Raw genomic sequence first — 25,154 nt, 5'->3', positions numbered from 1 at the left:
CGTGAAGGGCTACACCCATATTGCGGTGCATATCCCTTTTGCCCGCGCCGACTTCACGAGCAGGGGACTCCCCTCGTGGTTCCCTGCCCGTGTTTTTTCGAGTTAACAGTGACGTAGAGTGTTTACGCAAGCCCGTTCTCGTACGACCTCCCGCACGGCCCCCGCGCGGCCCCCGTCCCGCGCCGTGTTCCGCCCCCGGTTCCGCCCCGTGTTCCGCCCCCTGTTTTTCCTTGTGCTTCGCCCCGCGTTCCGCCTCCCGCGTCGAGGCCACCGCATCGGGGTTCGTTACAGTACGAGCCCGTTGACGGAATCGAAGACCGTGCGGCACCGGTCGGACGGGGACGGATACGTGGGGGGCCGGATGGACATCGGCGAAGAGCGCGCACCGGAGCTGCGGACGCTGCGGCAGAAGGTCGAGTACATGGTGGAGAAGACGTTCCCCGGCCAGAAGATCTCGGGGCGGGTCTTCGCCGACCTGGTCAAGGAGCGCGGCGGCGCCCTCTCGCACAGCTACTTCTCCAACATCCTGGCCGGAAAGGTCACCCAGCCGTCCGAGGACATCCTCAAGGCACTCGGTCTGGGCTTCGGCGTCGACTGGCGGTTCTTCAAGGAGGAGTCCGAGGTCGTCGACGACGTCGTCGCCGGTCTCCAGTTCCTCGCGAAGCGGCGTACGGGGGAGATCAGCGGAGTGGCCGGGCGCGGCCTCGACGAGGACGGCCTCCCGCCGGAGCTGCTGCAGTTCGCGCTCTCCCTGCTGGAGGACGCCAGGGACCGGCGGGGCGCGGCGGGCGACGACGGCGCGGGACCCCGCGGCGAGCCGGCGAAGTAGGTCTCCATGTCCCTGCGCGAACTACGGAAGGAGTGCGAGGCCGGGCTGGCCGACCTGCCCATCCCCGCGCCCTTCTCCATCGACGCACTGGTGGCGAACATGGAGGCGGCCCGCGGCCGCACCATCGTGCTGCACGAGATGCCCGACCGGCTGGCCCGCGTCAACGCCGCCTGCGGTCTGCGGCTGAAGACCGGCGGGACCAGCTTCGTGCTCTACCGGCGCCGGCCGACCGCGTACCAGACCCAGCACGTCATCCTGCACGAGCTGTGCCACGAATGGTTCGACCACGGCACCTCGCTCGACCCGGAACAGCTCCGGCGGCTGCTGCCGGTCTTCGACACCTCGCTGATCAGCCGGGTCCTCGGAACCGAACCCCCGCCGCAGCCCCCCGCCGCCGCGCCGCCCGTGGCCGCCACGATCGCCGACGCGCTCCGGTCGGGGGACGGCACCGTGCAGGCCCGCGCGCAGTACGACACCCACGACGAGCGCATGGCGGAGTTCGGCGCTTCGCTCATTCCCCGCATGGCCAGGGACGTCCCGAGCGACGACATGGTGGGGCGGCTGGCCAACTCCCTCTCCCGCCCCGTCGCCACCCGCCGCCGCGGCCTGTTCCGCCGTACCTGACACCGTCCCCTCCCGCTCTCCCCACCCCCGAGGAATTGCCGTGACCCCGCTCGATCTCGCCGGCTATCTCATAGCGGCCCTGATGACGGCCGTCGCCCTCTGGCGCATGCCGGCCGCCCTGTGGGGCGACGAAGAAGACAAGCGCCGCCGGGCCCTGTGGGGCTGCTACGCGGGGTTCGCCGCCGCCCTGTGGACCAAGACCCGGGCCGTGCGCATCGCGCTCAACGACAGCGCCGTCACCGACCTCGCCGTCCTGATCAAGCACTACACGGCGACGATCGCGATCCTGGCGATCCTCAGCTACATCGTCGCGATCTACGGCCAGTACCCCGACGCCGGAACCGTCCCGCGCCACGTACGGTTCGCCCGCGCCATCCAGCAGGTCGCGGCCAAGGCGTCGGTCGCCACGCTGATCCTGCTGACGGTGCTGTTCTTCACCGTCGTCGACCGCTCCGTGCCCTCGGACCGCTTCGTCGCCGACCACGCGGGACAGTGGGGCGCCACGCTGTACATGAGCGTGTTCTACCTCTACCTGGGCGCCGCGTCCGCCGTCTGCGCGTACCAGTGGGCGCTGGCCACCGCCGGTGCCGGGATGCGTCATCTGCGCGTGGGTCTCGGGATGATGACCTTCGCCATGTTCATCGGGGTCGGATACACCGTCAGCCGGACCCTGTTCCTGTGGATCAGCGTCGCCGACACCCCGAGCGAGTCCTTCGCCCTGCGGTTCGACGAGGTCACCGAGGCCGCGCAGGTGGTGCTGTTCGCCTTCTTCGCGGTGGGTGCCTCCATCCCCGCCCTCAGCAAGGGGCGGCGCCGCGCGAAGCTGTGGCGGGCCCAGGCCAGACTGCACGGCCTCTGGTACGAGTTGATGACGGCCTTCCCCGACCAGCCCTTCGACCCCCCGGCCCCGCTGGTCCGCGAACTGACCCGCTTCGGCACCCCCGCGGACCTGCGCGTCGACCGCTGGGCCGCCGACATCGCGGACGCCGTCGAGAAGCTGCGCCACTACGTCCCCGACACCCTGCTCCCGGCCGCCAAGGCCGCCGCCGCGGACGGCACCCCCGACCGCGAGAAGGCCGGACCGCTCGCCGACGCGTACTGGATCAAGGCGGCGCTGCGGTCCAGGAACGCCGGAGCGCCCGCCGCGGCCGCCGCGACGGTCGAGACCCAGCACGCCACCGACCAGGACGGCGAGGTGGCCTGGCTGGTACGGGTGGCCGCCGCCTACCGGACGGTCACGGCGGAGCGGGCGGAACAGGTCCTGGAACACGCCAGGTCCGCGGCATCCGCCGATGCCGACGGGCCGACCCCCACGCCCTCCCTGGAGGAGACCGCATGACCCGCACCGACACCCCCGGCACCCCGGGCACCCCCGACGCCCCGGGCACCCCTGACGCCGCCGGGACCACCGACGCCCCCGCATCGCCGGCCACCGGCACCGCGCGCACCGTCACCGACATCTTCCAGCCCCGCAACGTCCTGCTGGTCGGCATGCTCGGCATCGGCCTGGCCGCCGCCGGCCACTGGACCGGGCTCCTCTGGGGCCTGCTGGGCGCCCTGTGCGCCGGGCTCATTCCGGCCGGGTACATCGAATGGCAGCGCGGGCGCGGCACCTGGGGCGACCGCCATGTCGTCGACCGCACCAAGCGGGCCCCGATCTTCTTCGTCATCCTGGGCTCCATCGGCGCCGGTTCGCTGGTGATGGTCCTGGGCCACGCCCCCACCGGCATCCTCGTGGCGATGCTCGCGCTCTGGGCGATGACCGTGATCCTTCTGACCGTCAACACCGTCTGGAAGATCTCGGTGGACGCCGCGGTGGCCTCCGCCGTCGTCGCGCTGGCCGCGGCGGTCCACTCGCCGTGGTGGCTGCTCGCTTACACGATGACCGTCGCCGTGTGCTGGTCGCGGGTCGCGCTCGGGTACCACTCGGTGGCGCAGACGGTCGCCGGTGCGTCGCTGGGGGCCGCGACCGCGGGCGCGTTCCTCTTCGTCTGATCGGCGAGCGGGCCGGCCGGTTCGTCTGATCGGCGAGCGGGCCGGCCGGGCGCGGGCGTCGAAACGATCGCCCACGGGTACAGCTGCCCCGTGCCGAACTTCGAGATCACCACCGCAAGCGCCGACGACCTCACGATGCTGACCGAATGGGCCCACGCCGAGAGCTGGAACCCCGGCCTGACCGACCGCCACGCCTTCTTCGCCACCGACCCGCGCGGATTCCTGATCGGCCGGCTCGACGGCGATCCGGTCTCCTGCGTCTCCGTGGTCCGCTACGGCTCCGGCCACGGGTTCCTCGGCTTCTACCTCACCCGCCCCGAGCTGCGCGGACAGGGTTACGGCAGCCGGCTCTGGCGGGCCGGCACGGCACGGCTGGAGGGGCGCAACATCGGGCTGGACGGGGTGGTGGCCCAGCAGCCCAACTACCGTAAATCCGGATTCCGTTCCGTCTGGACGACCCTGCGCTACGAGGGCCGCCCGCCCACCGGTCTGGCCGCCCCGTCCGGCACCGTCCTCGTCGACGCCCGCACCCTCCCCTTCGACCGGCTGGCCGACTACGACCGCCGCTTCTTCCCCGCCGACCGCGACAGCTTCCTCGCGCCGTGGATCGCCGGGCCCGCCCGCACCTCGCTCGCCGCCGTCCGCGACGGGGAGCTGTGCGGCCTCGCCGTGCTGCGTCCCTGCCGCACGTCGTCCCGTATCGGTCCGGTGTACGCGGAGTCGCCCGAGGTGGCCGGTGCCCTGGTCGGCGCGCTCGCGGCCGGCGCCCCGGAGACCGCGGTGGCGATCGACGCACCCGACGTCAACCCGGCGGCGGTGCGTCTCGCGGAACAGCTGGGCCTCACCCCGTCGTTCGAGACCGCCCGGATGTACACCGGCCCGTCACCGGACGTCGACCACTCCGGGCTGTTCGGCATCACCAGCCTGGAACTGGGCTGAGGCGCCGCTCTCCGGCCGGCTGACGCCGCGGTTCGGGGCGCGGCCGGCGCTGGTGGCGGGGTACTGCTCGCCGTGGTGGCGGCCCGGATCAAGAGGTCGCGGACCGAGGGGCGGTGGTGGCGCCCGGGTAGGGCCGGGTGCGCGAGGCCAGTACCGCTATGTCGTCCTCGGCACCCGGTCCGAACCGCCTCAGCACCTCGTCGAGCAGAAGGTCGAGGCTGCCGCTCGCGGGCAGGGTCAGCTCCCCGAGGCGGCCGACCGACACGTCGATGTCCTCGCCCCGCCGCTCCACCAGACCGTCGGTGTACAGGAACAGCACGGTGCCCGGCCCGAACCGCATCGATGCCGTCCGGTACCCGCCGAACCCGGTACCGAGGGGAGGGCCCACGGGTACCTCGTCGGGCACCCTGGTCCCGGCCTTCCCGGGATCGATGAGCACCGGCGGCAGATGTCCGGCGCTCGCCACCTCGCACGCCGTGCCCGACCGGTCGACGACGACCAGCAGGCAGGTCGCCGCCCGGTCCATCCCGGACCGTTCGACCATCCGGTCCAGCCGCTCCAGGATGCGGTGCGGCGGCATCTCGTCGTCGGCGAACATCCGCAGCAGCGAGCGGTAGTGGCTCATGGCGACCGCCGCCTCCACCCCGTGGCCCATCACATCGCCCATCGCGTTCAGGTGCCGTCCGTCCCGCAGCGGGATGACGTCGAACCAGTCGCCGCCGACCATCACGCTCCGGTCGGCCGGCAGATAGCGGGTGGCGATCTCGATGTGCGGGTGCGGCGGGCGCGGCTCGGACAGCAGGGAGCGCTGGAGTTCCAGGGCGATGGTGTGCTCGTGGCCGTACCGGCGGGCGTGGTCGAGATCGACGGCGGCCCGGCCTGCGAGCTCCCGGGCGACCACCACGTCGTCGTCCGTGAAGACGGGTGAGTCGCCCGCCCGGATCAGGACGAGGACGCCGAGCGGACGGCCGCGTACGCCGACGGGCACGATGACCGCCGAGTGCATCCCGAGGGCGCGGTAGGCGGCGACCCGTTCGGGGACGGGGGCGGAGCGCATGAGCTGTTCGTCGGTGGCGTGGTTCTCCACGACCGGCTGATTGGCCGCCAGGCAGCGCTGTACGGCCGCGCCCTCCTGGTAGTCGACGTACTCACCGGTCAGCCCGAACCCCGGCAGCTCGGCGCGCAGCCCGGCCACCGCCGTCAGCGCCGCCCTGCGCAGCCGCAGCACCCCGGGGGGCGCGGGGCGGACCGGGGCGGCGACGTCGGGCGGGAAGACCTCGACCGTGGCGAGGTCCGCCAGCCCCGGAACGACGAGGTCGACGAGTTCCGCGCACGTGGTGTCCATGTCGAGCGTGGTGCCGATCCGGGTGGCCGCGGCGTCGAGCATCGACATGTGCCGCCGGGCCTGTTCCAGCTCGTGCCGCCCCTGTTCCGAGCCCATGACCTCCAGCACGATCCCGGCCAGGCCGACGATCCGCCCGCCGACCTCCAGCCGGTGGTACGCCCCGTGCCAGTACCGCCGGACCCGGCCCGCCGAGGCGGCGGTGTAGCCGCTGGAGGTGATCTCGCGGGGCTTCCCGTCGGCGAGCACGGCCCGCATCATGTCCTCGCCCGCGTCGACCCCCGGGAGGACCTCGGCGACGGTGCGTCCGAGGTGTTCGGCGGCCGGAACGCCGTTGAGCCGTTCGAGGGCCGGGTTGACGTACAGATAGCGCAGCCCCGTGTCGAGCACGCCCACCCCCGCCATGGTGCCGTCGACCAGGGCCACCACGGCCGCGGGGTCGAAGGGCACCCCGCTGTGGGTGTACGCATCGGCCGGCACGTCAACCTCCTGGGGCGGGGGCACGGACCTCCCGCAGCCCGGCATTCCATCGTCGGCCGCCCGCCCCCGTCACGCATCCGCAGCCGCACCCCGCCATGTCCGCATCCATGTCCATGTCCGCGTCCGCCGGACTCCTGGACACCGCCCACCGCCCGGACACCGCCGGACTTCCGGACGCCGCCGGAGCCCCGGGCACCGCCCGCCTTCCGGACACCGCCCGCCTCCCGCCTCCGTACGGCCTTCCCGCGGCCTCCGTACGGCTTCCGCCGGCACGGGCCCGCGCAGAGCCCGCGGGTCCCGGACGCGAGGACGTCCGGGACTCCCGATCAGGGCTCAGGCGAGCGGGTGCGACGTCCGGCCGGACGCCTCGTCGATCTCGTCGTGCGCCTTCGTCAGCATCTTCATCGCCAGCTCGTTGAGTGCTCTGGCTCCCGCGATCTCCTCGCCGACTCTCGGCTGTTCCTTGTCGGAGGGGTGGCGGCTCGCATATCCGTGGGCCCGCACCTCGGACCCGTCCGGAAGCCGCACCAGTGCGGCCGCGCGGGTGCGGTGGCTGTCCTCCTCGAATTCCAGCTCCACATGCCACCCGACAGCTGTGTGCATCATGACGATCACCTCCCTACCAGGGTGCGCCCGTTCCCCCGCCCCTGCACCACGGACCGGGCGGGCGCCCGCGCCGGTTCCCGCGCCGGTTCCCGGGCCGGATGCGGTCCATCCGGTCGACGTCGAGGGTTCCACGGGTCGCCGTGGCGTCCGGCGGGAGCCGGAGGGCCGTCGCGACCTCCTCGGGCAGCGGGCCCAGGCCGAGCAGGCCGGTGGTGATCCGGGCCGTCAGCGCGTGCCAGGTCCCGGCGCGCCGGAGCATCGCGTGGTCGCTGCCCCGGATCGCGACCAGGCAGGCGCGGGCACCGGACCGGCGGGCGCGGGCGGTGAGGATCTGGGACGCCCGGGGGTCCGTGACGCGGTCGCGGGTGCTGTGCAGCAGGACGATGTCGCGGGCGGCGAGCTGGACGACCGGGTCGTCGGCCGGACACCACGGGGCGAGGCCCACCACCCCGCGCACCAGCGGGTGCCCGGCGGCGCGCAGGGCGGCGCGGGCGCCCATCGAGTGGCCGACCAGGACCACCGGGATCTCGCCGGCCTCGCGGCGCAGGGTGTCGAGGGCGCGGACGGCGTCGTGGAGCGGGTCCTCGCGCGGGCCGTTCCAGCCTCGATGGGTGTAGCGGACGGTGCGTACGAGAACACCCGCGGCGCCTTCGCCCGTGGCGCGGGAGACGGCCCGCGCGAACGGGCGCATCCGCATGGCGGGCACGTTCAGCGGGCCGGGCAGGGGCGGGCCCAGGCCCGTTTCGACGCCGCCGTGCAGCAGGAGCACGGCCGCGGACGGTGGTCGGCGGTCTGTCATACGTACCTCCTGGTGCGGTCATACATACCTCCGGGTGCGGCAACCGGCCCCCTGACGAGCATGCTGTACGGAGCACGGGCCGGAAGGCGCCCGCGGCACCGGACCACGGAGGAACCGACATGGGATCGTCACCACAACTCGGCCGGGCTGTCCCGGACTTCACGCTGCCGGGCGGTGTGCTCACCGGTGAGGCGTTCGAGCGCCGCGACTACACCCTCTCCGCGGCACGCGGCCGCGCCGTGGTCCTGGCCTTCTACCCGGGCGACAACACGGCCGTCTGCACCAAGCAGCTCTGCTCGTACTCCTCGGGCATGGAGACCTTCGGCAAGCTGGACGCCGAGGTCTGGGGAATCAGTCCACAGGGTGTGGACAGCCATGAGTCGTTCGCGCACGCCCACGGGCTGCGGATGCCGCTGCTCGCGGACGCCGGACGGGAGACCGCGCGGGCGTACGGTGTCGCGGCGCCCGGGATCGGGGTGCGCCGCGCGGTCTTCCTCATCGGGCCGGACGGCGTACTGCGCTGGAAGCATGTCGCACTGCTCGGAGCCACGTTCCAGTCGCTGGACACCCTGGCCGAACAATTGTCCGGCATCAAAACCGAGTAAAGATTGCCGGAACCCGGCAGTATCTGTTGCCGGGTATGTATGGGATCATCCAGCCAGTTCGACAGAAATGTTCGAGGGAGAGACGTCCGGGGAGACGTGATCGGGGGAACCGTGTCCGGGGAACCCATGGATCAGGGAGGGTGACCGCATGACCTTGTTTCTCGGTCTCGGCATTGCGGGAATCGTCCTGCTCGTCCTGTCCTTGATCTTCGACGGCATCCTCGAAGGTCTCTTCGGAGGCGTCCTGGACGGCCTCTTCGACGGCCTCCTCTCTCTCCCCGTCATCGCCGGGTTCCTCTCGATGCTCGGCTTCGGCGGCGCGATCGTGCTCGGCACCACCGGTGCCGGCACCGTCGCCGCGACCGCCGCCGGAGTGCTCGCCGGAGCCGTCGCGGCCTGGCTGACCTGGAAGTTCAGCCGGGCCCTGATGCGGGACCAGACCAGCGCGACCCCGCGCAGCGACGATCTCGTCGGCACGTCCGGGTCGGTCGTCACCGCCATCCCGGCCGACGGCTACGGCGAGGTCCTGCTGCGCATGGCGGGCCAGACCGTGAAGCTGGCGGCGAAGAGCCCGGCGCCGGTCGAACGCGGCACCGAGATCTGGGTGGAGGCCACGCTGTCGACCACCTCGGTCGCGGTCCGCCCCGTCGAGCGCTGACCACCGCCCGAGCCGATACACCGCCCGAAAACAACTGCCGTCCCCACAGGGAGGCAGGGGGGATCCCCTTATGAGCCCAGTCGTGACCGCAGTCGTCGGAGTCGTCGTACTCCTCGTACTCCTCGCCCTCGTCGTCGTCACCCGTTACAAGGTCGCCGGGCCCAGCGAGGCGTTCATCATCACCGGCCGCCGCGGCAAGAAGTCCACCGACCCGGTGACCGGCCGCACCAGCATCGACAACAGCGGCCAGAAGGTCGTCGTCGGCGGCGGCGTCTTCGTCGTCCCGTTCGTCCAGCAGAAGTTCACCCTGGACCTGTCCAGCCGGCACATCCCGGTGGCCGTGCGCGGAGCCGTCACCCTGCGCGGGGTGAAGTCCCACCTCGAAGGCGTCGCGATCGTCAAGGTCGGCGGCAGCGAGGAAGCGATCCGGGCCGCCGCCCAGCGCTTCCTCCAGCAGCAGGACGGCATCGTCGGCTTCACCCAGGAAGTGCTCTCCGGCGCGCTGCGCGCCATCGTCGGCCGGATGTCGGTCGAGGACATCATCCGGGACCGTGCCGCCTTCGCCGGCCAGGTCGCCGAGGAGGCCGAGGCCAGCCTCTCCGGGCAGGGCCTGATCCTGGACGCCTTCCAGATCCAGGACATCACCACCGAGGGCTCCTACCTCGAAGACCTCGGCCGCCCCGAGGCCGCCCGCGCCAAGCAGGAGGCGGACATCGCCGAGGCGATCGCCAAGCGCGCCTCCGAGCAGGCCCGGCTCAAGGCCGCCGAGGAGATCGCCATCGCCGAGCGGACCTTCTACCTCAAGCAGGCCGAGATCAAGGCCGAGACGGAAGCCGCCGCCGCCAAGGCCAACGCGGCGGGCCCGCTCGCCGAGGCGGCCCGCCAGCAGGAAGTCCTCGCGGAGCAGGAGAAGGTCGCCCAGCGCCAGGCCGCGCTGACCGACCGCGAACTCGACACCAAGGTCCGCAAGCCCGCCGACGCCGCCCGCTACCAGGCCGAGCAGGAGGCCGAGGCCCGCCGGATCGCCCAGGTCAAGGAGGCCGAGGCGGACGCCGAGCGCTCCCGGCTCACCGGTCAGGGCGAGAAGCTGCACCGTTCGGCCCTCGCCGACGCCGTACGCATCGAGGGCGAGGCGGAAGCCGCGGCCATCGCCGCCAAGGGTGCGGCCGAGGCCGAGGCCATGCAGAAGAAGGCGGACGCGTTCGACCGGTACGGCGACGCGGCCGTGCTCCAGATGCTGGTCGAGGTACTGCCGAACGTCGTCGCCAAGGCGTCCGAGCCGCTGAGCGCCATCGACAAGATGACCGTCATCTCCACGGACGGCGCGAGCCAGTTGTCGCGCACGGTCACGGACAACGTCGCCCAGGGCATGGAACTCCTCAGCTCCGCCACGGGAGTCGACCTGGCGGCCCTGCTGAAGAACTTCAAGGGCGGCACCGCCGCCGGGACTTCGGCCGATCTGCCCGACCGGGCCCCGGACGCGGCCGCCGCCGCGGCCTCCAACGGGAAGATCGAGATCACCGACTGATCCGGGCCGCACCCCGCCCGTGCCCGGCCGGCACCGCACCGCACCGCACCGGCCGGGCACGCGCACGTCCGGACCGATGGAACCCGGCGCCCCGGCGCCCCGGCGCCTCGGTGCCCCGGCGTCAGTCCGCCAGGTCCACCCGCACCGTCAACAGGTTGGTCCCCAGGACCCGCACCGCCGCGCTGTTGTAGCGCGGCAGCGCCTTGAGCCGGGCGCGGGCGTCGTCCTCGGGAAGCAGGTGGGCGGTGCCCGTGTGCCACCGGCCCCCGATCCGGACCCGGACCCGGGGGTCGGCCTGGATGTTGCGTACGTACTGCGACTTCTCGCCGTACTCCGAGACCAGCCAGAACGCCTGGCCCACGCGCCGGCCGCCGACCGGGGTGCGGCGCGGGAGGCCGGAGGTGCGGCCCGTCGTCTCCAGCAGGATCTGGGACGGCAACCGCCTGGTGAGCGGGTTGGCGACATGCCGCTGGAACGACGTGACCGCCCGGAACTTGAACTCTCGGCTGCGCGACATGCCCGGCCCTTCCGCCGGCTGCTGCGGTCGACCGGGAGGTGGCCCGGCCGCTCTCCGGCCGGGGCGAGTCTAGACCGGCCGGCGCCGGGGGCCCACGAGGCCGCTCCGACGCGCCGGCCGGGGTCGGCCGGGGCCCGGCCGCACCCGTGGACCGGGAGCGGCGGAAGCCTCCGGATAAGGTAATGAGCAGCTAAAGAGATCACCAAGTGCGTCGCCGCACCGCCGCACACCTCGGGAGGAAGCCATGGGAACCCACCGCACCACGCTGCCCGGAGTCGGTGTGCAGTACGACTACACGACCGAGTCGGGCCAGCACATCTCCGTCGTCGTCCACCACGACGGGCGGCGGTTCATCGGCTTCTACGACCAGGACGATCCCGATTCGTGCCGCCTCTCGGTACCCCTGACACCGCAGGAGGCCACCGGTCTCGCCCACCTCATCGACGCCGCGCCCATCGACGCCGTCCGGACCGACGGCATCGATCTCGTCACCGAGCACATTCCGCTCGGGACGCGCTCCCCGTACGGCGGCCGACTGCTCGGGGACACGAAGGCGCGGACGCGGACGGGGGCCTCGATCGTGGCCGTGCTGCGGACCCACAGCGCGCATCCGTCGCCCGGACCGGACTTCCGGCTGGCCATCGGGGACACGCTCGTCGTCGTCGGTACGAGGGAGGGCGTCGACACGCTCTCCGAGATCATTGCGGAGGGCTGACCGTGCACGACACGACCGCACTGCTGGTGGAGCTCGGCTCCGTCATTCTGGGCCTCGGAATCATCGGACGGTTCGCCGGGCGAATAGGTCTCTCACCGATCCCGCTGTACCTGCTGGCGGGCCTCGCGTTCGGGCAGGGCGGGCTGCTGCCGCTCGGGGCCAGTGAGGAATTCACCGCCGTCGGCGCCGAGATCGGGGTCATTCTCCTGCTGCTCCTGCTCGGCCTGGAGTACAGCGCCTCGGAGCTGGTGACCAGTCTCAAGACGCAATACCCGTCCGGCGCCGTGGACTTCGTGCTCAACGCGACCCCGGGGGCGGTGGCCGCGCTGCTGCTCGGCTGGGGTCCCGTGGGGGCCGTCGCACTGGCCGGGGTCACCTGGATCTCCTCGTCCGGGGTGATCGCGAAGGTGCTCACCGACCTGGGGCGGCTGGGCAACCGGGAGACGCCCGTCATCCTCGGCGTCCTGGTCATCGAGGACCTGTCGATGGCCGTGTACCTGCCGCTGCTCACCGCGATGCTCGCGGGTGTGGGACTCGCCGGGGGCAGCATCGCGCTGCTCATCGCGCTCGGCACCGTCGGGTTCGTGCTCTATCTGGCGCTGCGGCACGGGCGGCTGATCAGCCGGGCCGTGTCCTCCGACAACCCGGAGATGCTGCTCCTGGTGGTGCTCGGGCTGACCGTCCTGGTGGCCGGTGTGGCACAGGAGTTGCAGGTCTCCGCGGCCGTCGGGGCGTTCCTGGTCGGGATCGCGCTCTCGGGCGAGGTCGCCGAGGGGGCGCGCAAGCTGCTGACGCCGCTGCGGGATCTGTTCGCCGCCGTCTTCTTCGTGTTCTTCGGGCTCTCCACCGATCCGGCCGCGATCCCGCCGGTGCTGCTCCCGGCGGCCCTGCTGGCCGTCGTCACCGTGCTCACCAAGATCGGCACCGGGTGGTACGCGGCCCGTCGGGCCGGAATCGGTTCGCGCGGACGGTGGCGGGCCGGCGGAACGCTCGTCGCCCGCGGTGAGTTCTCCATCGTCATCGCCGGTCTGGCCGTGGCGACCGAGCCCCGTATCGGGCCCATCGCCACCGCGTACGTCCTCATCCTCGTCATCGTCGGACCGCTCACCGCCCGCTGGACCCAGCCGGTCGTGGCCAGGATCCAGGCGTGGCGGGGCCGGGACGGCGGCGGGACGGCAGGCGGCAGGACGGCGGGCGGCGGCGTTCCCGCGAACCGTCCGGCACCCGTCGCGCAGGAGGAGTTCGCCTCCTCCGCCGACTGAGCCCGGCCGCGGTGGCGCCGCGTGGTGGCCGCGCGCGAGCGCGCCCGGTCACCGGCGCCCCGGCGGGCCCGTACGGAGAGGACGGCGCGCGCCCGGCCACCGGCGCCCCGGCGGGCCCGTCCCCTCCGTACGGCTCACAGCAGGGTCGCCGCGTGCAGGATCTGCACCAGCGTCACCGCGGCGTTGAGCGACGACAGGGCCGAGACCGCCGTGCCCGCCGCCGCGACGAGCGCCGCCAGGGCGGCATGGGCGGACGACGGGGGCCACAGCCGCGTCGGGGGGACCGGGGCGAGCAGCGCCGCCACCCTGCGCGGTATGGGGCCCGCCGCCGAGCCCGGAGCGGCAGCGCCGGCGGCGGCGGCGAAGGCCGCGAAGCCGACCGAGGCGTCCGGGGCGCGGTGCGAGAAGAGCGCCGCCTTGCCGACCGCGACCGCCACCACCCGCCGGTCGCCGACCGCACGCGCGGCCTCCTCGTCCGCCCACCGTTCGGTACTGAACGCCACCGCCGTACGCAGCGGCAGCAGGAACGGGTTGGCGCGCGCCGCGAGCTGGGCGGCCAGCAGGTAGCGGTGGTGACGGGCGGCCAGATGCGCCCGCTCGTGGGCGATCAGGGCCCGGCGCTCACGGGCGTCCAGGCACTGGGTCATCGCGGTCGAGACGACGACCCGGCCCGGGTTGCCGGGCAGCGCGTAGGCGTACGGTTCCGGGTCCGGGAGCACGGCTACGTCGCCCGAGAGCACGGAAGGGGCGGCGGACAAGGCGCGGCCGGCCCGGACGCGCAGCCGCACATGGCGGTACACCGTCCAGCCGCACGCCCCGAGCACCGCCGCCAGCACCCCGATCGCGACGATGCCCGCCTTCACCTCGTACGGCACCGCGTTCCGCACCTGAGGGTCCGACCAGCTGTCCGGCAGCGGGTTGCCCGGGAGCTGGGCCGTGCCGACCACCATCAGCAGGGCCAGGCACAGGGTGCTGCACAGGGCGAGCAGCGTGCCGACGACGGCGAGCAGCCGGGTCGCGCTGCGCGGGTGCAGATGCTGTTCGGCCAGCCGCGCGATCGGCAGCGCGGTCAGCGGCAGCACGAGCGGCAGATAGACGAAGACCCCCATCGGACCGCTATCGGCCTTCCGTGTCCGAGGAGTTGCCCGGATCCCCGGGATCACCGAAATCACCGGGCCCGCCCGGGTCGTCCAGGCCGCCCGGGTCGTCCGGGGTCGCCGCCCGCGCGAGGAGCGCACGCAGCCGTTCCTCGTCGCCGGGGGACAGGGCCGAGATGAAGTGGGCGAGCACGGCGTCCCGGTCCCGTTCGCCGTCCAGTACGCGGCGCATCCGCAGGGCCGCGAGGCCGGCCTCGTCGGAGGCGGACGTCCAGGTGTAGGAGCGGCCCTCGCGGGAACGCGTCACGGCTTTCTTCACGTAGAGGCGGGAGAGGATCGTGATGACGGTGGTGTACGCGAGGTCGCCGTCGAGGTGCTCCTGCACCCAGCCTGCCGTCGCGGGGCCGTTCGCCGAGTGCAGTACGGCGAGGACCTGGGCCTCCAGTTCGCCCTGCCCGCGCCTTCGGAGCCGCCGGCTGTCGGGGCGTACGGGATCGGGGCGTACGGGATCGGGGCGTACGGGATCGGGGCGTGCCGCGCCCGGGGCCACCTGGGCGGGCACTTCTGCGTGGGGCGGCTCGTTGTCCGGTGGGTGGCCGGGCCTGGCCGAGTCCATCTGGGTCCGCCCTTCTGCGATACCGCGTCGGCCGCGGCGTCGCAGCATCCTACTTACTGTCGTTTCCGGGACACAGCGGGCACCCGCCCTGCTAACTTCTACACGTCTGTAGAGTTGGCTTCCGTTCCGGCAACACAACGCAACGCAACGTATGGAGACGACGACATGGCACTGTGGGATCGGATCAAGGAATCCGCTTCGTCGATGCAGTCGCAGCTGGAAGCGAAGAAGAACGACCTGAAGAGCGGGGCGTTCCGTGACGCGAGCATGGCCATGTGCGCCCTGGTCGCCGCTGCCGACGGTTCCGTCGACCCGTCCGAACGCCAGCGTGTCGCCTCGCTGATCGCCGCCAACGAAGTTCTGCAGAACTTCCCGGCGGACGACCTGCAGCGCCGCTTCAACGACTACGTGAACAAGCTCACCGCCGACTTCGCCTTCGGCAAGGTCAGCGTGCTCCAGGAGATCGGCAAGGCGAAGAAGAAGCCCGCCGAGGCGCGTGCCGTCATCCAGATCGGCATCGTGATCGGCGGCGCCGACGGCGACTTCGACAAGTCGGAACAGGCCGTCGTGCGGGAGGCGTGCTTCGCGCTCGACCTGCCGCCGCACGAGTTCGACCTGTAGGTCTCCCTGCCCGGCGGGACCGGCCCACCGGTCCGGCCCCGCCCCCAGACCGCCGGAATGACCGCGGACCGGCTGACCACCGGTCCGCGTCCGGCAGGCCGGAGGCGCGCTACTCCCCCGATGCGCGCCTCCGGCCACTTTCTTTGCGGGACCGGGACCTCCTGGACCCGGCCCGGTCGGCCCGGCCCGGCCCGGTCGGCCCGGTCGGCCCGAGAAGGTCGGGTCGGACTGAGGAAGTCGGGTCGGACTGAGGAGGTCGGGGCCCGGCCGGGCCCAGAAGGTCCGGCCGGGCCGCTCTTCACCCTCCCCCGGCCGCGCGGCGCCCCACGTCACAACTCCTTGGCCGGCCAGTCCAGCAGCCGGGCGCCGATGACCGCCGTCTGCAACGTGTAGCGGTGCATCGGGTCGGACGGGTCGGAACCGGTCAGCTGGTGGATCCGCTCCAGCCGGTAGGTCAGCGCCCGCACGCTCAGCGACAGCCGGCGCGCCGTCTCGGCGGAGACACAGCCCGCGTCGAAGTAGGCGGTGAGCGTCCGCAGAAGGGGTTCGGCGCCGCCGCGGGCCTGCTGGAGCGGGCCCAGCTGACTGCGCACCAGATCGGCCATCGCCTGCCGGTCCCGGGTCAGCACCGGATAGACCAGCAGGTCGGAGGCGTACAGCACCGGCTCGTCCAGATCCATCCGTTCGGCGAGGTCGAGCGCTTCGAGCGCCTCGTCGTAGGAGTGGACCACGCCGCCGGGGCCCCGGTGCGGGCGGCCGACCGCGACCCGTCCGCCGTCCGTCGCCGCGTGCGACTGCTTGGCGAAATACCGCAGGACATCGGGCTGGCTGCCCGGGGCGATGCAGACCAGCCGCCCGTCCTTCGTCGTGATCAGGATCTTCCGGCCGCTGAAACGCGCGAGCAGCGCCGCCTCGACCGTACGCGGTACGGAGTCGGTCTCCGTGTACGCCTCCGGGCCCGTCGCCACCGCGACCGCGTGGGCCCGCGAGAGCCGCAGCCCGAACCGGGTGGCCCGCTCGGCGAGCCGGCCCAGGTCACTGCGTCCGTACAGCAGGTCGTCGATGAACTCGCGGCGGGCCGCCTCCTCGCGCCGCACGGTGAGCCGCTGGGCCCGCTCGAAGCCCTCGGCGAAGGCGTCGACGGCCTGCTCGATCGCGGCCAGCACGGCGTCGGTGGAGGTGGCATCGGTGAAGGCGGTGCGCGGCCAGGCGGTGCGGGTCGTCGCAAGATGGCGGCCGACCAGGGCGCGCAGTTGGAATCCGGCCTCGGCGGCCTCCCGGCCCAGGAGGCGGCGGGCGTCCAGTTCGTCCCGGGTCAGCCTGCGGCCGGTGGCGGCGACCTCGGCCAGGATCCCGGCATAGCCCTCCAGATACTCGTCTGGAATCTCCGGCTCCGGCACACGAACTCCTCACATCCTGACGCGACATCGACACTCACCCAACGCATACGGGCCGGTGCCGGTGCCCGGCATCAAGGACTGGTAAAGATTGCCGGATTCCGGCAGTGCGATACCCACCTTCGAGTGACACGATCCGGTCAGCACCAAACGGGGGGACTCGGGGGATACGGGGATACGGGGGAAGACCCGGCTGCTGCGGTGCCGCGACACGCGGTGCCGCGGCACCGCGGTCACCCGCCACCGGGCCGCCCGCAAGAACAGACAGGGGGTGGGCCGATGCAGGAGTTCCTGAGCGCGGGAACCGCCTTTCCGGCCGTCCTGTTCGGCGCCGCACTGGTCGTGGTCGTCTTCTTCTGGCTTCTCGTACTGGTCGGTGCGGCCGATCACCATTCCTTCGACGGGGACCTCGGCACCGTTCCGGCCGGGATGGGCGGAGTGCCGGTCACCGTCACGGTGTCCGTGACGGTCGTCGTCGGCTGGTTCACGAGCCTGGCCGGTACGGTCCTGCTGCACCGCAGCGGCGCCACCGGCCCCACCCGCGCCGGGCTCGCCTGTGCCGTGCTCGCCGGGGCGCTGCTGATCGCCTGGGTCGTGATGCGGGTACTGGTGCGCCTGGTGCGCCGGCGCTTCCCGGAGGTGCCTCCTCCGTCGCGGCAGGACTTCCTCGGCCGAATCTGCACGATCCGTACCGGCTCCGTCAGCTCCGACTTCGGCCAGGCCGAGGTCGCGGCGGCCGACGGTTCCACCGCGATCGTCCAGGTCCGGCTGCTCGCCGCGGCGGGCGCCGCGGACGACGCGGGCGGGACGGACGGCACGCGCGGCACGGTGCGCACGTCGGGCGGCACGATGCACGCCTCGGGCGGCACGGCGCTCACCTCGGGCAGTGCGGCGCTCCTGTACGCGTACGACGACGAGGGCGAGTTCTTCTGGGTCTCGCCGTACGACAGGGCGCTGGACCCGGGACCACCGGCTTCCGGCTGACGCCCGCCCGCCGTCGCGGCCGCACCGGCACCGCGGCACCGGAACCGCCCCGCGGGAACCGTCCGAGCGGCCCCGCCCACTTCTTCTCCACCTTTCTCACCAGCTGCCAAGGACTGCCATGGATGCCATCACCCTGGGCTTCGGTGTGCTCGTAGCCGTTGCCCTGCTCATCGCCGTCGCCCTGCTCCTCGTCATCAGCCGGCTCTTCCGCAAGGTGGAACAGGGCAAGGCGCTGATCATCTCCAAGACCAAGAAGGTCGATGTCACCTTCACCGGGGCCGTCGTCCTGCCGGTGCTGCACAAGGCCGAGTACATGGACATCTCGGTGAAGACCATCGAGATCCGCCGCACCGGGCGCGAGGGTCTGATCTGCCAGGACAACATCCGCGCCGACATCCACATCAACTTCTTCGTGCGGGTCAACAAGACCGTCGAGGACGTCATCAAGGTCGCCCAGTCCATCGGCACGGAGCGGGCCAGCGACAAGGTGGCGATCCAGGAGTTCTTCGCCGCGAAGTTCGCCGAGGCGCTCAAGACCGTCGGCAAGCAGCTCGACTTCGTCGACCTGTACACCAAGCGCGAGGAGTTCCGGGACCGGATCATCCGGGTCATCGGCACGGACCTGAACGGCTACCACCTCGACGACGCCGCGATCGACTTCCTGGAGCAGACCCCCATGGCGCAGCTCGACGGCGCCAACATCCTCGACGCGCAGGGCATCCGCAAGATCACCGAACTGACCGCGATCGAGCACGTCCGCACCAACGAGTACCAGCGCACCGAGCAGAAGGAGATCACCCGGCAGAACGTCGACGCCCGGGAGACCATCCTGGAGCTGGAGCGCCGGCAGGCCGAGGCCGAGATCAAGCAGCGCCGCGAGGTCGAGACGCTGCGGGCCCGCGAGGAGGCCGCGACCGCCCGGGTCCAGGAGGAGGAACGGCTCGGCGCCCAGACCGCGTTCATCCGCACCGAGGAGCAGCTCGGCATCCAGCGCGAGAACCAGGCCCGGGAGATCGCCGTCGCACAGAAGAACCGCGAGCGGGTCATCGCCGTGGAGAACGAGCGCATCGAGAAGGACCGCCTGATCGAGGTCATCGGGCGCGAGCGGCAGACCGAACTCGACCGGATCGCCGCGACGAAGGAGGTCGAGGCCGAGCGCCGCGAGGTCGCCGATGTGATCCGGGAGCGGATCGCCGTGGACCGTACGGTCGCGGAGCAGGAGGAGTCCATCAAGACGCTGCGCGCCGTCGAGGAGTCGGAGCGCACCCGCAGGTCGGTCATCATCGCCGCCGAGGCGGAGGCGCAGGAGAAGCTGGTCAAGGACATCAAGGCCGCGGAGGCCGCGGAGGCCGCGGCCACCCACCTGGCCGCCGAGCAGCTGACGCTCGCCGAGGCCCGGCTGAAGACCGCGGACCTGGACGCCCAGGCGAAGCTGCGACTGGCCGAGGGCATCCAGGCGGAGTCCGCGGCGCCCGGACTCGCCGAGATCCAGGTGCGTGAAGCGGAGGCCGATGTCATCGAGAAGGCCGGTCTCGCCGAGGCCGAGGCCACGTCCGCCCGCCTCAAGGCCGAGGCGGAGGGGTCCAGGCTGAAGGCGCTCGCGGCGGCGGAGGGCACGCAGGCCCAGGCGACGGCCGACGCGGCGATGATCGGCGAGAAGCTGAAGGCCGAGGCGGCCGGACTCACCGAGAAGGCCGCCGCGATGGCGGCGCTGGACGACGCGTCGCGCGGGCACGAGGAGTACCGGCTGCGGCTCGCCGCGGAGAAGGAGATCCGGCTGGCCGGGCTCGATGTGCAGCGGCAGGTCGCCGAGGCGCAGGCGACGGTGCTGGCCACGGGGCTGGAGAACGCCGACATCGACATCGTCGGCGGGGAGTCGGTCTTCTTCGACCGGCTCGTCTCGGCCGTCTCGATGGGCAAGAGCTTCGACGGGTTCGTCGAGAACTCGGACACGGCGAAGGCGCTCGCGGGGCCGTGGCTGAACGGCACGTCGTCGTTCACGGACGACCTGACGCGGGTGCTGGGCTCGGTGTCGACGGGCGACGTGCAGAACCTGACGGTGTCGGCACTGCTGATGCGGATGATGCGGGCGCCCGGGGCCGGGGTCGCGCCGGGCCAGGTGCAGCAACTGCTGGCCGCGGCACGGGAGCTGGGGCTGGCGGACGTTCCGGTGTCCGCGGTGGCCGGGGCGGGCGCGTCCGACGTACCCGCCGCGCGGAACGGGTCACCGGTCGCGTAGGGCGGACACCGATCGCCGGACGGGCCTGATCTCCGTACAGGTCAGGCGGGCCTGATCTCCGTACAGGTCAGGCGGGCCTGATCTCCGTACAGGCCGGGCGGGCCTGATCTCCATACAGGCCGGGCGGATCGAGCCCGTCCGGCCGCCGCTCCGTCCGCCCGCTTCGTCCGCGGTCGCTGGTCGCCGGACGCCGGACGCCGGACGGGCCCGCCCGGCCGCATCCACCCCGCATCACACATCTCGTAGGGAGAGCCGCACGTATGGACACCGACACCACGACCGCACCGCCCGCCGGCGGCCCCGTGGACGCGGGGACGTACGACGTGCTGCGCCGCCGGCTGAACGGCCGGGCCGCCGACCTCGCGAGCCGCGCCGAGGCGCTCAACGCGCGGCGCACCGAGGAGTTCGGGTCGACCGAGCTCCGGCTGACCGGTACCGAGCAGATCCGTACCGAGCGGGCCTCCGTGGCCCGCGACCTGGTGGCCGTCGGCGGCCGGCTGCTGTTCGGCTTCGAGCGGGGCCCGGGGGCGGCGGAGGCCGTCGAGGTGCGCGACGTACTCGCCCTGTACGGCCCGGCGTTGGACGAGGTGCCGCCGGGCGGGGGCGGTCTGCTCGACGACGAGGCCTTCGTCCGCGAGTTCGCCGCCCTGCACCGCTACTACCGCGACGCCCGCCTCCTGCGGCTGCGCCGCGTGGACGGCAAGCTGCTCGCCGTCTTCCGTACCGGGGAGAGCGCCGACGGCATCCGGGTGCTGCGCTGGGCGCTCGCCCCGGACGGTTCGCCCGGGGCGTTCCTCGACGCGCGCGGCGACCGCGACCACGTCTTCCCGCCGTCGCACGACTTCACCTGGACCGCCGCGGGCCGCGAGTCCCACGTCCTCGGCCGGCACCCGCACATCGCCGTGGGCGGGGACGGGGACGGCACGGGCGCCGTCCTCTTCGTCGACACACTGGGCGGCACCCTCACCGTCAAGGCGGTCAACGACACCGACACCCCCGACGGGATCTACGAGGAGCCGGTCACCGAGCCGCTCCAGTCCCTCGCCGACGCGGATGTCGAGCACGCCGTGATCGGCCCGCTGGTCCTGCTCCGCGTCCGCCCGTACAACGAGGAGTCCTGGCGGTATCTGGTCCACAACACCCTGCTCGGCACGGTCCTGCGCCTGGACCTCATCGGGCCCGCCTGCCACCGGCTCCCGGAGGACCAGGGGATCATCTTCCCCGGCGGCTACTACCTCACCACCGGCACCACCAAGACCTTCGACATCGCGGAGCCGCTCACCCGCCCGGTCTTCGAGGGCGCGGTCCGCTCCCCGAACGGCGAGGACGTCCTCTACGTCTTCCGCTCCCCCGACGACGGCCGCGGTCTGCTCCTGCCCTACAACCTGATCCGGCAGGAGGTCGCCACCCCCCTCCAGGGCCGCGGCCACGCCCTGCTCGACGACGGCACGCTCGTCCTGCTGCGGGACTCCGCGACGGGCGGCGAACCGGCCCGGATCCACCCGTTGCAGCGCTGGCACACCCCGTACGTCTCCGACACCCACGCCGCGTCCCGCCCCGCCGGGACCGGCCCGCTCGCCCGGGTCGGCAACGCCGATCTGGTGCGCGGCATCTCCGACTGCCTCGCGCTCGCGCACAGCGCCGCCGAAACGACCCCGACCGCCGCCGTGTACGCGCGGCTGGTCGCGGACTGTACCCGCGCCACCGACCGCTACCACTGGCTGACCGACCCCGAACTGGGTGAGCTGGCCGCCCCGTTGGCGGAACTTCGGGACACCGCGCAGCAGGTCCTCGGCGAGTTCGAGACGGTGCGGGAGCTGACCCGGCAGGCCGCCGAAGCGCTGGCCGGGACGGCCGACCGGCTCACCGTGCTCGTCCGCCGCATCCGGGGCGAGGCCCCGCGCTCGGCCGCCGCCTGGGTCGACCGGCTCACCGAGCTGCGCCGCGCCCACGGCCGGCTGGCGACACTGGCCGAGATGCGGTACGCGGACACCGAGCGGATCGCCGAACTCACCGCCGCCACGGCCGACGACATCGAATCGGCCGCCCAGCGTGCCGTCGCGTTCCTCGGCCGGGACGACGCGTTCGCCGGCTACCACGAGGACATCGGCCGCCTCACCGCGGAGGCGTCCGCACTCACCGCGGTCGTGGACGCCTCGGCGCTCGGCGACCGGCTGACGGAGATGACGGAGGGTCTGAGCACCGTCACCGAGGTCGTCGCCGGGCTCGACATCGGCGACGCGACGGTCCGTACGTCGATCCTGGAGCGGATCGCCGAGGTGCTCGGCGGGGTCAACCGGGCCCGCGCCACGCTCGACGCGCGCCGCCGCGAGCTCCTGGACCACGAGGGCCGCGCCGAGTTCGCGGCAGAGTTCGCACTGCTCGGGCAGGCCGTCACGGGGGCCCTGGCCGCGGCGGACACCCCGGACGCCTGCGACGAGCAACTCACGCGACTGCTGCTCCAGTTGGAGAACCTGGAGTCGCGGTTCGCGGAGTTCGACGACTTCCTCGCCGAGCTGGCCGAGCGGCGGACGGAGGTGTACGAGGCGTTCTCGGCCCGCAAGCAGACGTTGCAGGACGCCCGTGCCCGGCGGGCGGAGCGACTGGCGGATTCGGCGGCCCGGGTCCTGGAGACCGTCTCCCGGCGGCTGGCCGCCCTGCCCGACCCGGACGCCGTAAACACGTACTTCGCCTCCGACCCGATGGTCGCCAAGGTCCGCCGCACCGCCGACGAGCTGCGGGAGCTCGGCGACCCGGTGCGCGCCGAGGAACTGGACGGGCAGCTGCTGGCGGCCCGCCAAGAGGCCGGGCGGGCCCTGCGCGACCGCGGCGAGCTGTACGCGGACGGCGGCGCCACGATCCGCCTCGGCCGGCACCGGTTCGCCGTGAACACCCAGCCCTTCGACCTGACGCTCGTCCCGCACGGGGACCGGCTCGCGTTCGCCCTCACCGGCACGGACTACCGGGCGCCGGTCACCGACCCGGAGTTCGAGGCGAGCCGCCCGTACTGGGACCGGACGCTGCCCTCCGAGTCCCCGCACGTCTACCGCGCCGAGCACCTGGCCGCCCGGCTCCTGGACGAGCACGGAACCGATGCCCTCGCCGCCCTGAACGCCGACGAACTGGCTTCTCTGGTACGGGAGTCGGCGGCCTCCGCGTACGACGAGGGCTACCAGCGCGGGGTCCACGACGAGGACGCCACCGCGATCCTCACCACCCTGCTCGGCCTGCACGCCGGGGCCGGGCTGCTGCGCTGCCCGCCCGCCGTCCGGGCGGCGGCGCAGCTGTTCTGGGCGTACGGCACGGACGAGACCCGGCGCACCTCCTGGACCCGGCGGGCCCGCTCGCTGGCCCGCGCCCGTGAGACCTTCGGCCTCGCCCCGGCCGTCGGGGCCCTCCAGGAGGAATGGGCGGACGCCGTCCGGGCCGGCGGATGCGGGGGCGGGGCGTCCGGGGCCGACGACGCGCGGGCGGTCGCCGCGTACCTCTTCGAGGAGCTGACCAGCGGCCCCGCCGGATTCGTCACGAGCGCCACCGTCCGCACCTTCCTGGACAAGTTCCGCCGCACGACGGGTACTTCGGCGTACGACGAGGACCTCGCCGCCCTCCCCGACGACCTCCCCGCCCGGCGCCAGCTGGTCGAGGGCTGGCTCGCCCCGTACGCCTCCGCGAGCGGTACGGAGGTCGACGCGGGCGATCTGGCGGAGGCCGTCGCCGTGGAGCTCTGCCCGGAGCCGGTGCTCGCCCGGTACGAGTGCGACGCGCCGCTCACCGCGACCGTGGACGGCCTGCTCGGCACCCATCCACGCATCACCCGGGGCCGGCTCACCGTCCGCCTGGACGAACTCCTCGCCCGTACGGCCGAGTTCCGCACCGCCGCCGTTCCCGGGTTCCGCGCCTATCAGCGTCTGCGCTCCGCGCTCGTCACCGCCGAGCGCGCCCGGCTGCGGCTGGACGACCACCGTCCGCGCGTCATGTCGGCGTTCGTCCGCAACCGCCTCCTGGACGAGGTGTACCTGCCGCTGATCGGCGACAGCCTCGCCAAGCAGATCGGCACCGCCGACGCCGACCGGCGCACCGACTCGCAGGGCCTGCTGCTGCTCGTGTCGCCGCCCGGCTACGGCAAGACGACGCTCATGGAGTACGTCGCCGACCGCCTCGGCCTGGTCCTCGTCAAGATCAGCGGACCGAACCTCGGCCACGACGTGACCTCCCTCGATCCGGCACAGGCGCGCACCGCGACCGCCCGCCAGGAGATCGAGAAGATCAACTTCGCCCTGGAGTCGGGCAACAACACCCTCCTCTACCTCGACGACATCCAGCACACCTCGCCCGAACTGCTCCAGAAATTCATTCCGCTCTGCGACGCCACCCGCCGGATCGAGGGCGTCCGGGACGGCGGGCCGCGCAGCTACGACCTGCGGGGCAAGCGGTTCGCGGTGTGCATGGCGGGCAATCCGTACACCGAGTCCGGGGCGCGCTTCCGCATCCCCGACATGCTCGCCAACCGGGCCGACGTATGGAACCTCGGCGAGGTGCTGAGCGGCCGCGAGGACGTCTTCGCGCTGAGCTTCGTCGAGAACGCGCTGACCGCCAACCCGGTGCTGGCCCCGCTCGCCGGGCGTTCCCGCGACGACCTCGCCCGGTTCCTGCGGCTCGCCTCCGGTACGGGCCCCGCCCCGGACACTCCGCTCCGTCCGAGCAGGATGGACCCCGGCGCGGACCGGCTCGACCATCCCTACGCCCCCACCGAGGCCGACCGGATCGTCTCGGTCCTGCGCCATCTGCTGGCCGCGCGGGACACGGTGCTGGCCGTGAACGCCGCGTACATCGCCTCCGCCGCGCAGACGGACGCGACACGCACCGAGCCGCCGTTCCGGCTCCAGGGCTCGTACCGCAACATGAACAAGATCGCCGAGCGGATCGTGCCGGTGATGAACGAGGCGGAGCTGTCCGCGGTCATCGACGACCACTACGCGGGCGAGGCCCAGACGCTGACCAGCGGCGCGGAGTCCAACCTGCTGAAACTCGCCGCGCTGCGCGGGCGGCTCACCGCCGAACAGTCCGCGCGCCGGTCCGCGATCAACGCCTCCTACGTCCGTACCCAGACGCTCGGCGGCCCGGACGGCGACCCGGTGACGAGAGCGGTCGCCGCGCTCGGGCTGCTCGCGGACCGGATCGCGGCCGTCGAGTCGGCGATCGTCCGGGCCGCGGACCCACGCCCCCCGCTCGCAGGCCCGCAGGCCCGGCACGCGGCCCGCCCGCTCGGCGCCCCCGAAGAAGATCGCTGACCGGCGGGTA

At 72.8% G+C, this 25,154-nt stretch carries 21 protein-coding genes; 14 read left to right on the top strand and 7 right to left on the bottom strand.

What is annotated here, in order from left to right; translation table 11 throughout:
- Positions 1–361: 361 nt before the first annotated feature.
- The 5 genes from ACFVT1_RS05665 to ACFVT1_RS05645 all read left to right on the top strand — a co-directional run bounded on the left by ACFVT1_RS05665 (position 362) and on the right by ACFVT1_RS05645 (position 4,387).
- Positions 362–829, top strand: coding sequence for a hypothetical protein (locus ACFVT1_RS05665; protein ID WP_389793352.1), 468 nt, complete (start codon positions 362–364; stop codon positions 827–829).
- Between the two features lie 6 nt (positions 830–835).
- A complete protein-coding gene (locus tag ACFVT1_RS05660) occupies positions 836–1,453 on the top strand; it encodes a toxin (protein WP_389792837.1) in 618 nt (205 codons plus the stop codon).
- 40 nt (positions 1,454–1,493) lie between these two features.
- Positions 1,494–2,792 carry an MAB_1171c family putative transporter gene (locus ACFVT1_RS05655; protein ID WP_389792835.1) on the top strand — a complete coding sequence of 433 codons (1,299 nt, stop codon included), beginning with the start codon at positions 1,494–1,496 and terminating at the stop codon, positions 2,790–2,792.
- Complete coding sequence (locus tag ACFVT1_RS05650) at positions 2,789–3,448, top strand: hypothetical protein (RefSeq protein ID WP_389792833.1); 660 nt, start codon at positions 2,789–2,791, stop codon at positions 3,446–3,448. The genes ACFVT1_RS05655 and ACFVT1_RS05650 overlap by 4 nt, the downstream gene beginning before the upstream one ends.
- Positions 3,449–3,538: 90 nt before the next feature.
- Entirely contained in the window at positions 3,539–4,387 is an 849-nt protein-coding gene (locus ACFVT1_RS05645) for a GNAT family N-acetyltransferase (RefSeq protein ID WP_389792831.1), read from the top strand.
- Between the two features lie 88 nt (positions 4,388–4,475).
- Here the strand turns inward: ACFVT1_RS05645 and ACFVT1_RS05640 are convergent, their stop codons facing one another.
- The 3 genes from ACFVT1_RS05640 to ACFVT1_RS05630 all read right to left on the bottom strand — a co-directional run bounded on the left by ACFVT1_RS05640 (position 4,476) and on the right by ACFVT1_RS05630 (position 7,614).
- The gene (locus tag ACFVT1_RS05640; RefSeq protein WP_389793351.1) at positions 4,476–6,134 is read right to left on the bottom strand and encodes a SpoIIE family protein phosphatase; all 1,659 of its coding nucleotides are present in this window, start codon (positions 6,132–6,134) and stop codon (positions 4,476–4,478) included.
- 408 nt (positions 6,135–6,542) lie between these two features.
- Positions 6,543–6,815: a DUF1876 domain-containing protein gene (locus ACFVT1_RS05635; RefSeq protein ID WP_389792829.1), complete on the bottom strand. Its 273-nt coding sequence runs from the start codon at positions 6,813–6,815 to the stop codon at positions 6,543–6,545.
- A gap of 13 nt (positions 6,816–6,828) precedes the next feature.
- On the bottom strand, positions 6,829–7,614 hold the full coding sequence (locus ACFVT1_RS05630; protein WP_389792827.1) for an alpha/beta fold hydrolase: 786 nt from the start codon (positions 7,612–7,614) through the stop codon (positions 6,829–6,831).
- A gap of 119 nt (positions 7,615–7,733) precedes the next feature.
- On the opposite strand from ACFVT1_RS05630, the gene ACFVT1_RS05625 reads away from it, so the two are divergent.
- The 3 genes from ACFVT1_RS05625 to ACFVT1_RS05615 all read left to right on the top strand — a co-directional run bounded on the left by ACFVT1_RS05625 (position 7,734) and on the right by ACFVT1_RS05615 (position 10,405).
- Positions 7,734–8,219 (top strand): peroxiredoxin family protein, encoded by a 486-nt coding sequence (locus ACFVT1_RS05625; RefSeq protein ID WP_389792825.1) that lies wholly within the window; start codon positions 7,734–7,736, stop codon positions 8,217–8,219.
- Positions 8,220–8,367: 148 nt separating this feature from the next.
- Positions 8,368–8,877: a hypothetical protein gene (locus ACFVT1_RS05620; protein ID WP_389792824.1), complete on the top strand. Its 510-nt coding sequence runs from the start codon at positions 8,368–8,370 to the stop codon at positions 8,875–8,877.
- Positions 8,878–8,947: 70 nt separating this feature from the next.
- A complete protein-coding gene (locus ACFVT1_RS05615) occupies positions 8,948–10,405 on the top strand; it encodes a flotillin family protein (RefSeq protein ID WP_389792822.1) in 1,458 nt (485 codons plus the stop codon).
- Positions 10,406–10,526: 121 nt separating this feature from the next.
- Here the strand turns inward: ACFVT1_RS05615 and ACFVT1_RS05610 are convergent, their stop codons facing one another.
- Positions 10,527–10,922 (bottom strand): nitroreductase/quinone reductase family protein, encoded by a 396-nt coding sequence (locus tag ACFVT1_RS05610; RefSeq protein WP_389792820.1) that lies wholly within the window; start codon positions 10,920–10,922, stop codon positions 10,527–10,529.
- Between the two features lie 244 nt (positions 10,923–11,166).
- On the opposite strand from ACFVT1_RS05610, the gene ACFVT1_RS05605 reads away from it, so the two are divergent.
- Positions 11,167–11,637, top strand: coding sequence for a TrkA C-terminal domain-containing protein (locus tag ACFVT1_RS05605; protein WP_362192851.1), 471 nt, complete (start codon positions 11,167–11,169; stop codon positions 11,635–11,637).
- Positions 11,638–11,639: 2 nt separating this feature from the next.
- The gene (locus ACFVT1_RS05600) at positions 11,640–12,899 is read left to right on the top strand and encodes a cation:proton antiporter (RefSeq protein ID WP_389792818.1); all 1,260 of its coding nucleotides are present in this window, start codon (positions 11,640–11,642) and stop codon (positions 12,897–12,899) included.
- Between the two features lie 134 nt (positions 12,900–13,033).
- On the opposite strand, the gene ACFVT1_RS05595 is transcribed toward ACFVT1_RS05600, so the two are convergent.
- Entirely contained in the window at positions 13,034–14,008 is a 975-nt protein-coding gene (locus ACFVT1_RS05595) for a M56 family metallopeptidase (protein ID WP_389792816.1), read from the bottom strand.
- Positions 14,009–14,015: 7 nt separating this feature from the next.
- A complete protein-coding gene (locus tag ACFVT1_RS05590) occupies positions 14,016–14,441 on the bottom strand; it encodes a BlaI/MecI/CopY family transcriptional regulator (protein ID WP_389793350.1) in 426 nt (141 codons plus the stop codon).
- Between the two features lie 336 nt (positions 14,442–14,777).
- Here ACFVT1_RS05590 and ACFVT1_RS05585 point away from each other — a divergent pair, with 336 nt between their 5' ends.
- The gene (locus ACFVT1_RS05585) at positions 14,778–15,233 is read left to right on the top strand and encodes a TerB family tellurite resistance protein (RefSeq protein WP_362192843.1); all 456 of its coding nucleotides are present in this window, start codon (positions 14,778–14,780) and stop codon (positions 15,231–15,233) included.
- 329 nt (positions 15,234–15,562) lie between these two features.
- On the opposite strand, the gene ACFVT1_RS05580 is transcribed toward ACFVT1_RS05585, so the two are convergent.
- A complete protein-coding gene (locus ACFVT1_RS05580) occupies positions 15,563–16,633 on the bottom strand; it encodes a PucR family transcriptional regulator (protein WP_389792813.1) in 1,071 nt (356 codons plus the stop codon).
- A 276-nt stretch (positions 16,634–16,909) separates the two neighbouring features.
- Here ACFVT1_RS05580 and ACFVT1_RS05575 point away from each other — a divergent pair, with 276 nt between their 5' ends.
- The 3 genes from ACFVT1_RS05575 to ACFVT1_RS05565 all read left to right on the top strand — a co-directional run bounded on the left by ACFVT1_RS05575 (position 16,910) and on the right by ACFVT1_RS05565 (position 25,144).
- Positions 16,910–17,614, top strand: coding sequence for a hypothetical protein (locus ACFVT1_RS05575; RefSeq protein WP_389792811.1), 705 nt, complete (start codon positions 16,910–16,912; stop codon positions 17,612–17,614).
- A gap of 118 nt (positions 17,615–17,732) precedes the next feature.
- Entirely contained in the window at positions 17,733–19,853 is a 2,121-nt protein-coding gene (locus ACFVT1_RS05570; protein WP_389792809.1) for a flotillin family protein, read from the top strand.
- Between the two features lie 260 nt (positions 19,854–20,113).
- Positions 20,114–25,144: a DNA repair ATPase gene (locus tag ACFVT1_RS05565; protein WP_389792807.1), complete on the top strand. Its 5,031-nt coding sequence runs from the start codon at positions 20,114–20,116 to the stop codon at positions 25,142–25,144.
- Positions 25,145–25,154 lie beyond the last annotated feature (10 nt).

It is taken from the genome of Streptomyces sp. NPDC057963, from assembly GCF_042887155.1.
Taxonomy (GTDB): domain Bacteria; phylum Actinomycetota; class Actinomycetes; order Streptomycetales; family Streptomycetaceae; genus Streptomyces.
Note: the sequence above shows the minus strand (reverse complement) of the source record. Positions and strands in the feature narration are given on the sequence as shown.

Excerpts from the sequence above, each read along its gene's own strand:
- ACFVT1_RS05665 (WP_389793352.1), top strand. The coding sequence starts at position 362 with ATGGACATCGGCGAAGAGCGCGCACCGGAGCTGCGGACGCTGCGGCAG.
- ACFVT1_RS05660 (WP_389792837.1), top strand. The coding sequence starts at position 836 with ATGTCCCTGCGCGAACTACGGAAGGAGTGCGAGGCCGGGCTGGCCGAC.
- ACFVT1_RS05650 (WP_389792833.1), top strand. The coding sequence starts at position 2,789 with ATGACCCGCACCGACACCCCCGGCACCCCGGGCACCCCCGACGCCCCG.
- ACFVT1_RS05640 (WP_389793351.1), bottom strand. The coding sequence starts at position 6,134 with ATGGCGGGGGTGGGCGTGCTCGACACGGGGCTGCGCTATCTGTACGTC.
- ACFVT1_RS05635 (WP_389792829.1), bottom strand. The coding sequence starts at position 6,815 with ATGATGCACACAGCTGTCGGGTGGCATGTGGAGCTGGAATTCGAGGAG.
- ACFVT1_RS05630 (WP_389792827.1), bottom strand. The coding sequence starts at position 7,614 with ATGACAGACCGCCGACCACCGTCCGCGGCCGTGCTCCTGCTGCACGGC.
- ACFVT1_RS05625 (WP_389792825.1), top strand. The coding sequence starts at position 7,734 with ATGGGATCGTCACCACAACTCGGCCGGGCTGTCCCGGACTTCACGCTG.
- ACFVT1_RS05620 (WP_389792824.1), top strand. The coding sequence starts at position 8,368 with ATGACCTTGTTTCTCGGTCTCGGCATTGCGGGAATCGTCCTGCTCGTC.
- ACFVT1_RS05615 (WP_389792822.1), top strand. The coding sequence starts at position 8,948 with ATGAGCCCAGTCGTGACCGCAGTCGTCGGAGTCGTCGTACTCCTCGTA.
- ACFVT1_RS05610 (WP_389792820.1), bottom strand. The coding sequence starts at position 10,922 with ATGTCGCGCAGCCGAGAGTTCAAGTTCCGGGCGGTCACGTCGTTCCAG.
- ACFVT1_RS05605 (WP_362192851.1), top strand. The coding sequence starts at position 11,167 with ATGGGAACCCACCGCACCACGCTGCCCGGAGTCGGTGTGCAGTACGAC.
- ACFVT1_RS05595 (WP_389792816.1), bottom strand. The coding sequence starts at position 14,008 with ATGGGGGTCTTCGTCTATCTGCCGCTCGTGCTGCCGCTGACCGCGCTG.
- ACFVT1_RS05585 (WP_362192843.1), top strand. The coding sequence starts at position 14,778 with ATGGCACTGTGGGATCGGATCAAGGAATCCGCTTCGTCGATGCAGTCG.
- ACFVT1_RS05575 (WP_389792811.1), top strand. The coding sequence starts at position 16,910 with ATGCAGGAGTTCCTGAGCGCGGGAACCGCCTTTCCGGCCGTCCTGTTC.
- ACFVT1_RS05570 (WP_389792809.1), top strand. The coding sequence starts at position 17,733 with ATGGATGCCATCACCCTGGGCTTCGGTGTGCTCGTAGCCGTTGCCCTG.
- ACFVT1_RS05565 (WP_389792807.1), top strand. The coding sequence starts at position 20,114 with ATGGACACCGACACCACGACCGCACCGCCCGCCGGCGGCCCCGTGGAC.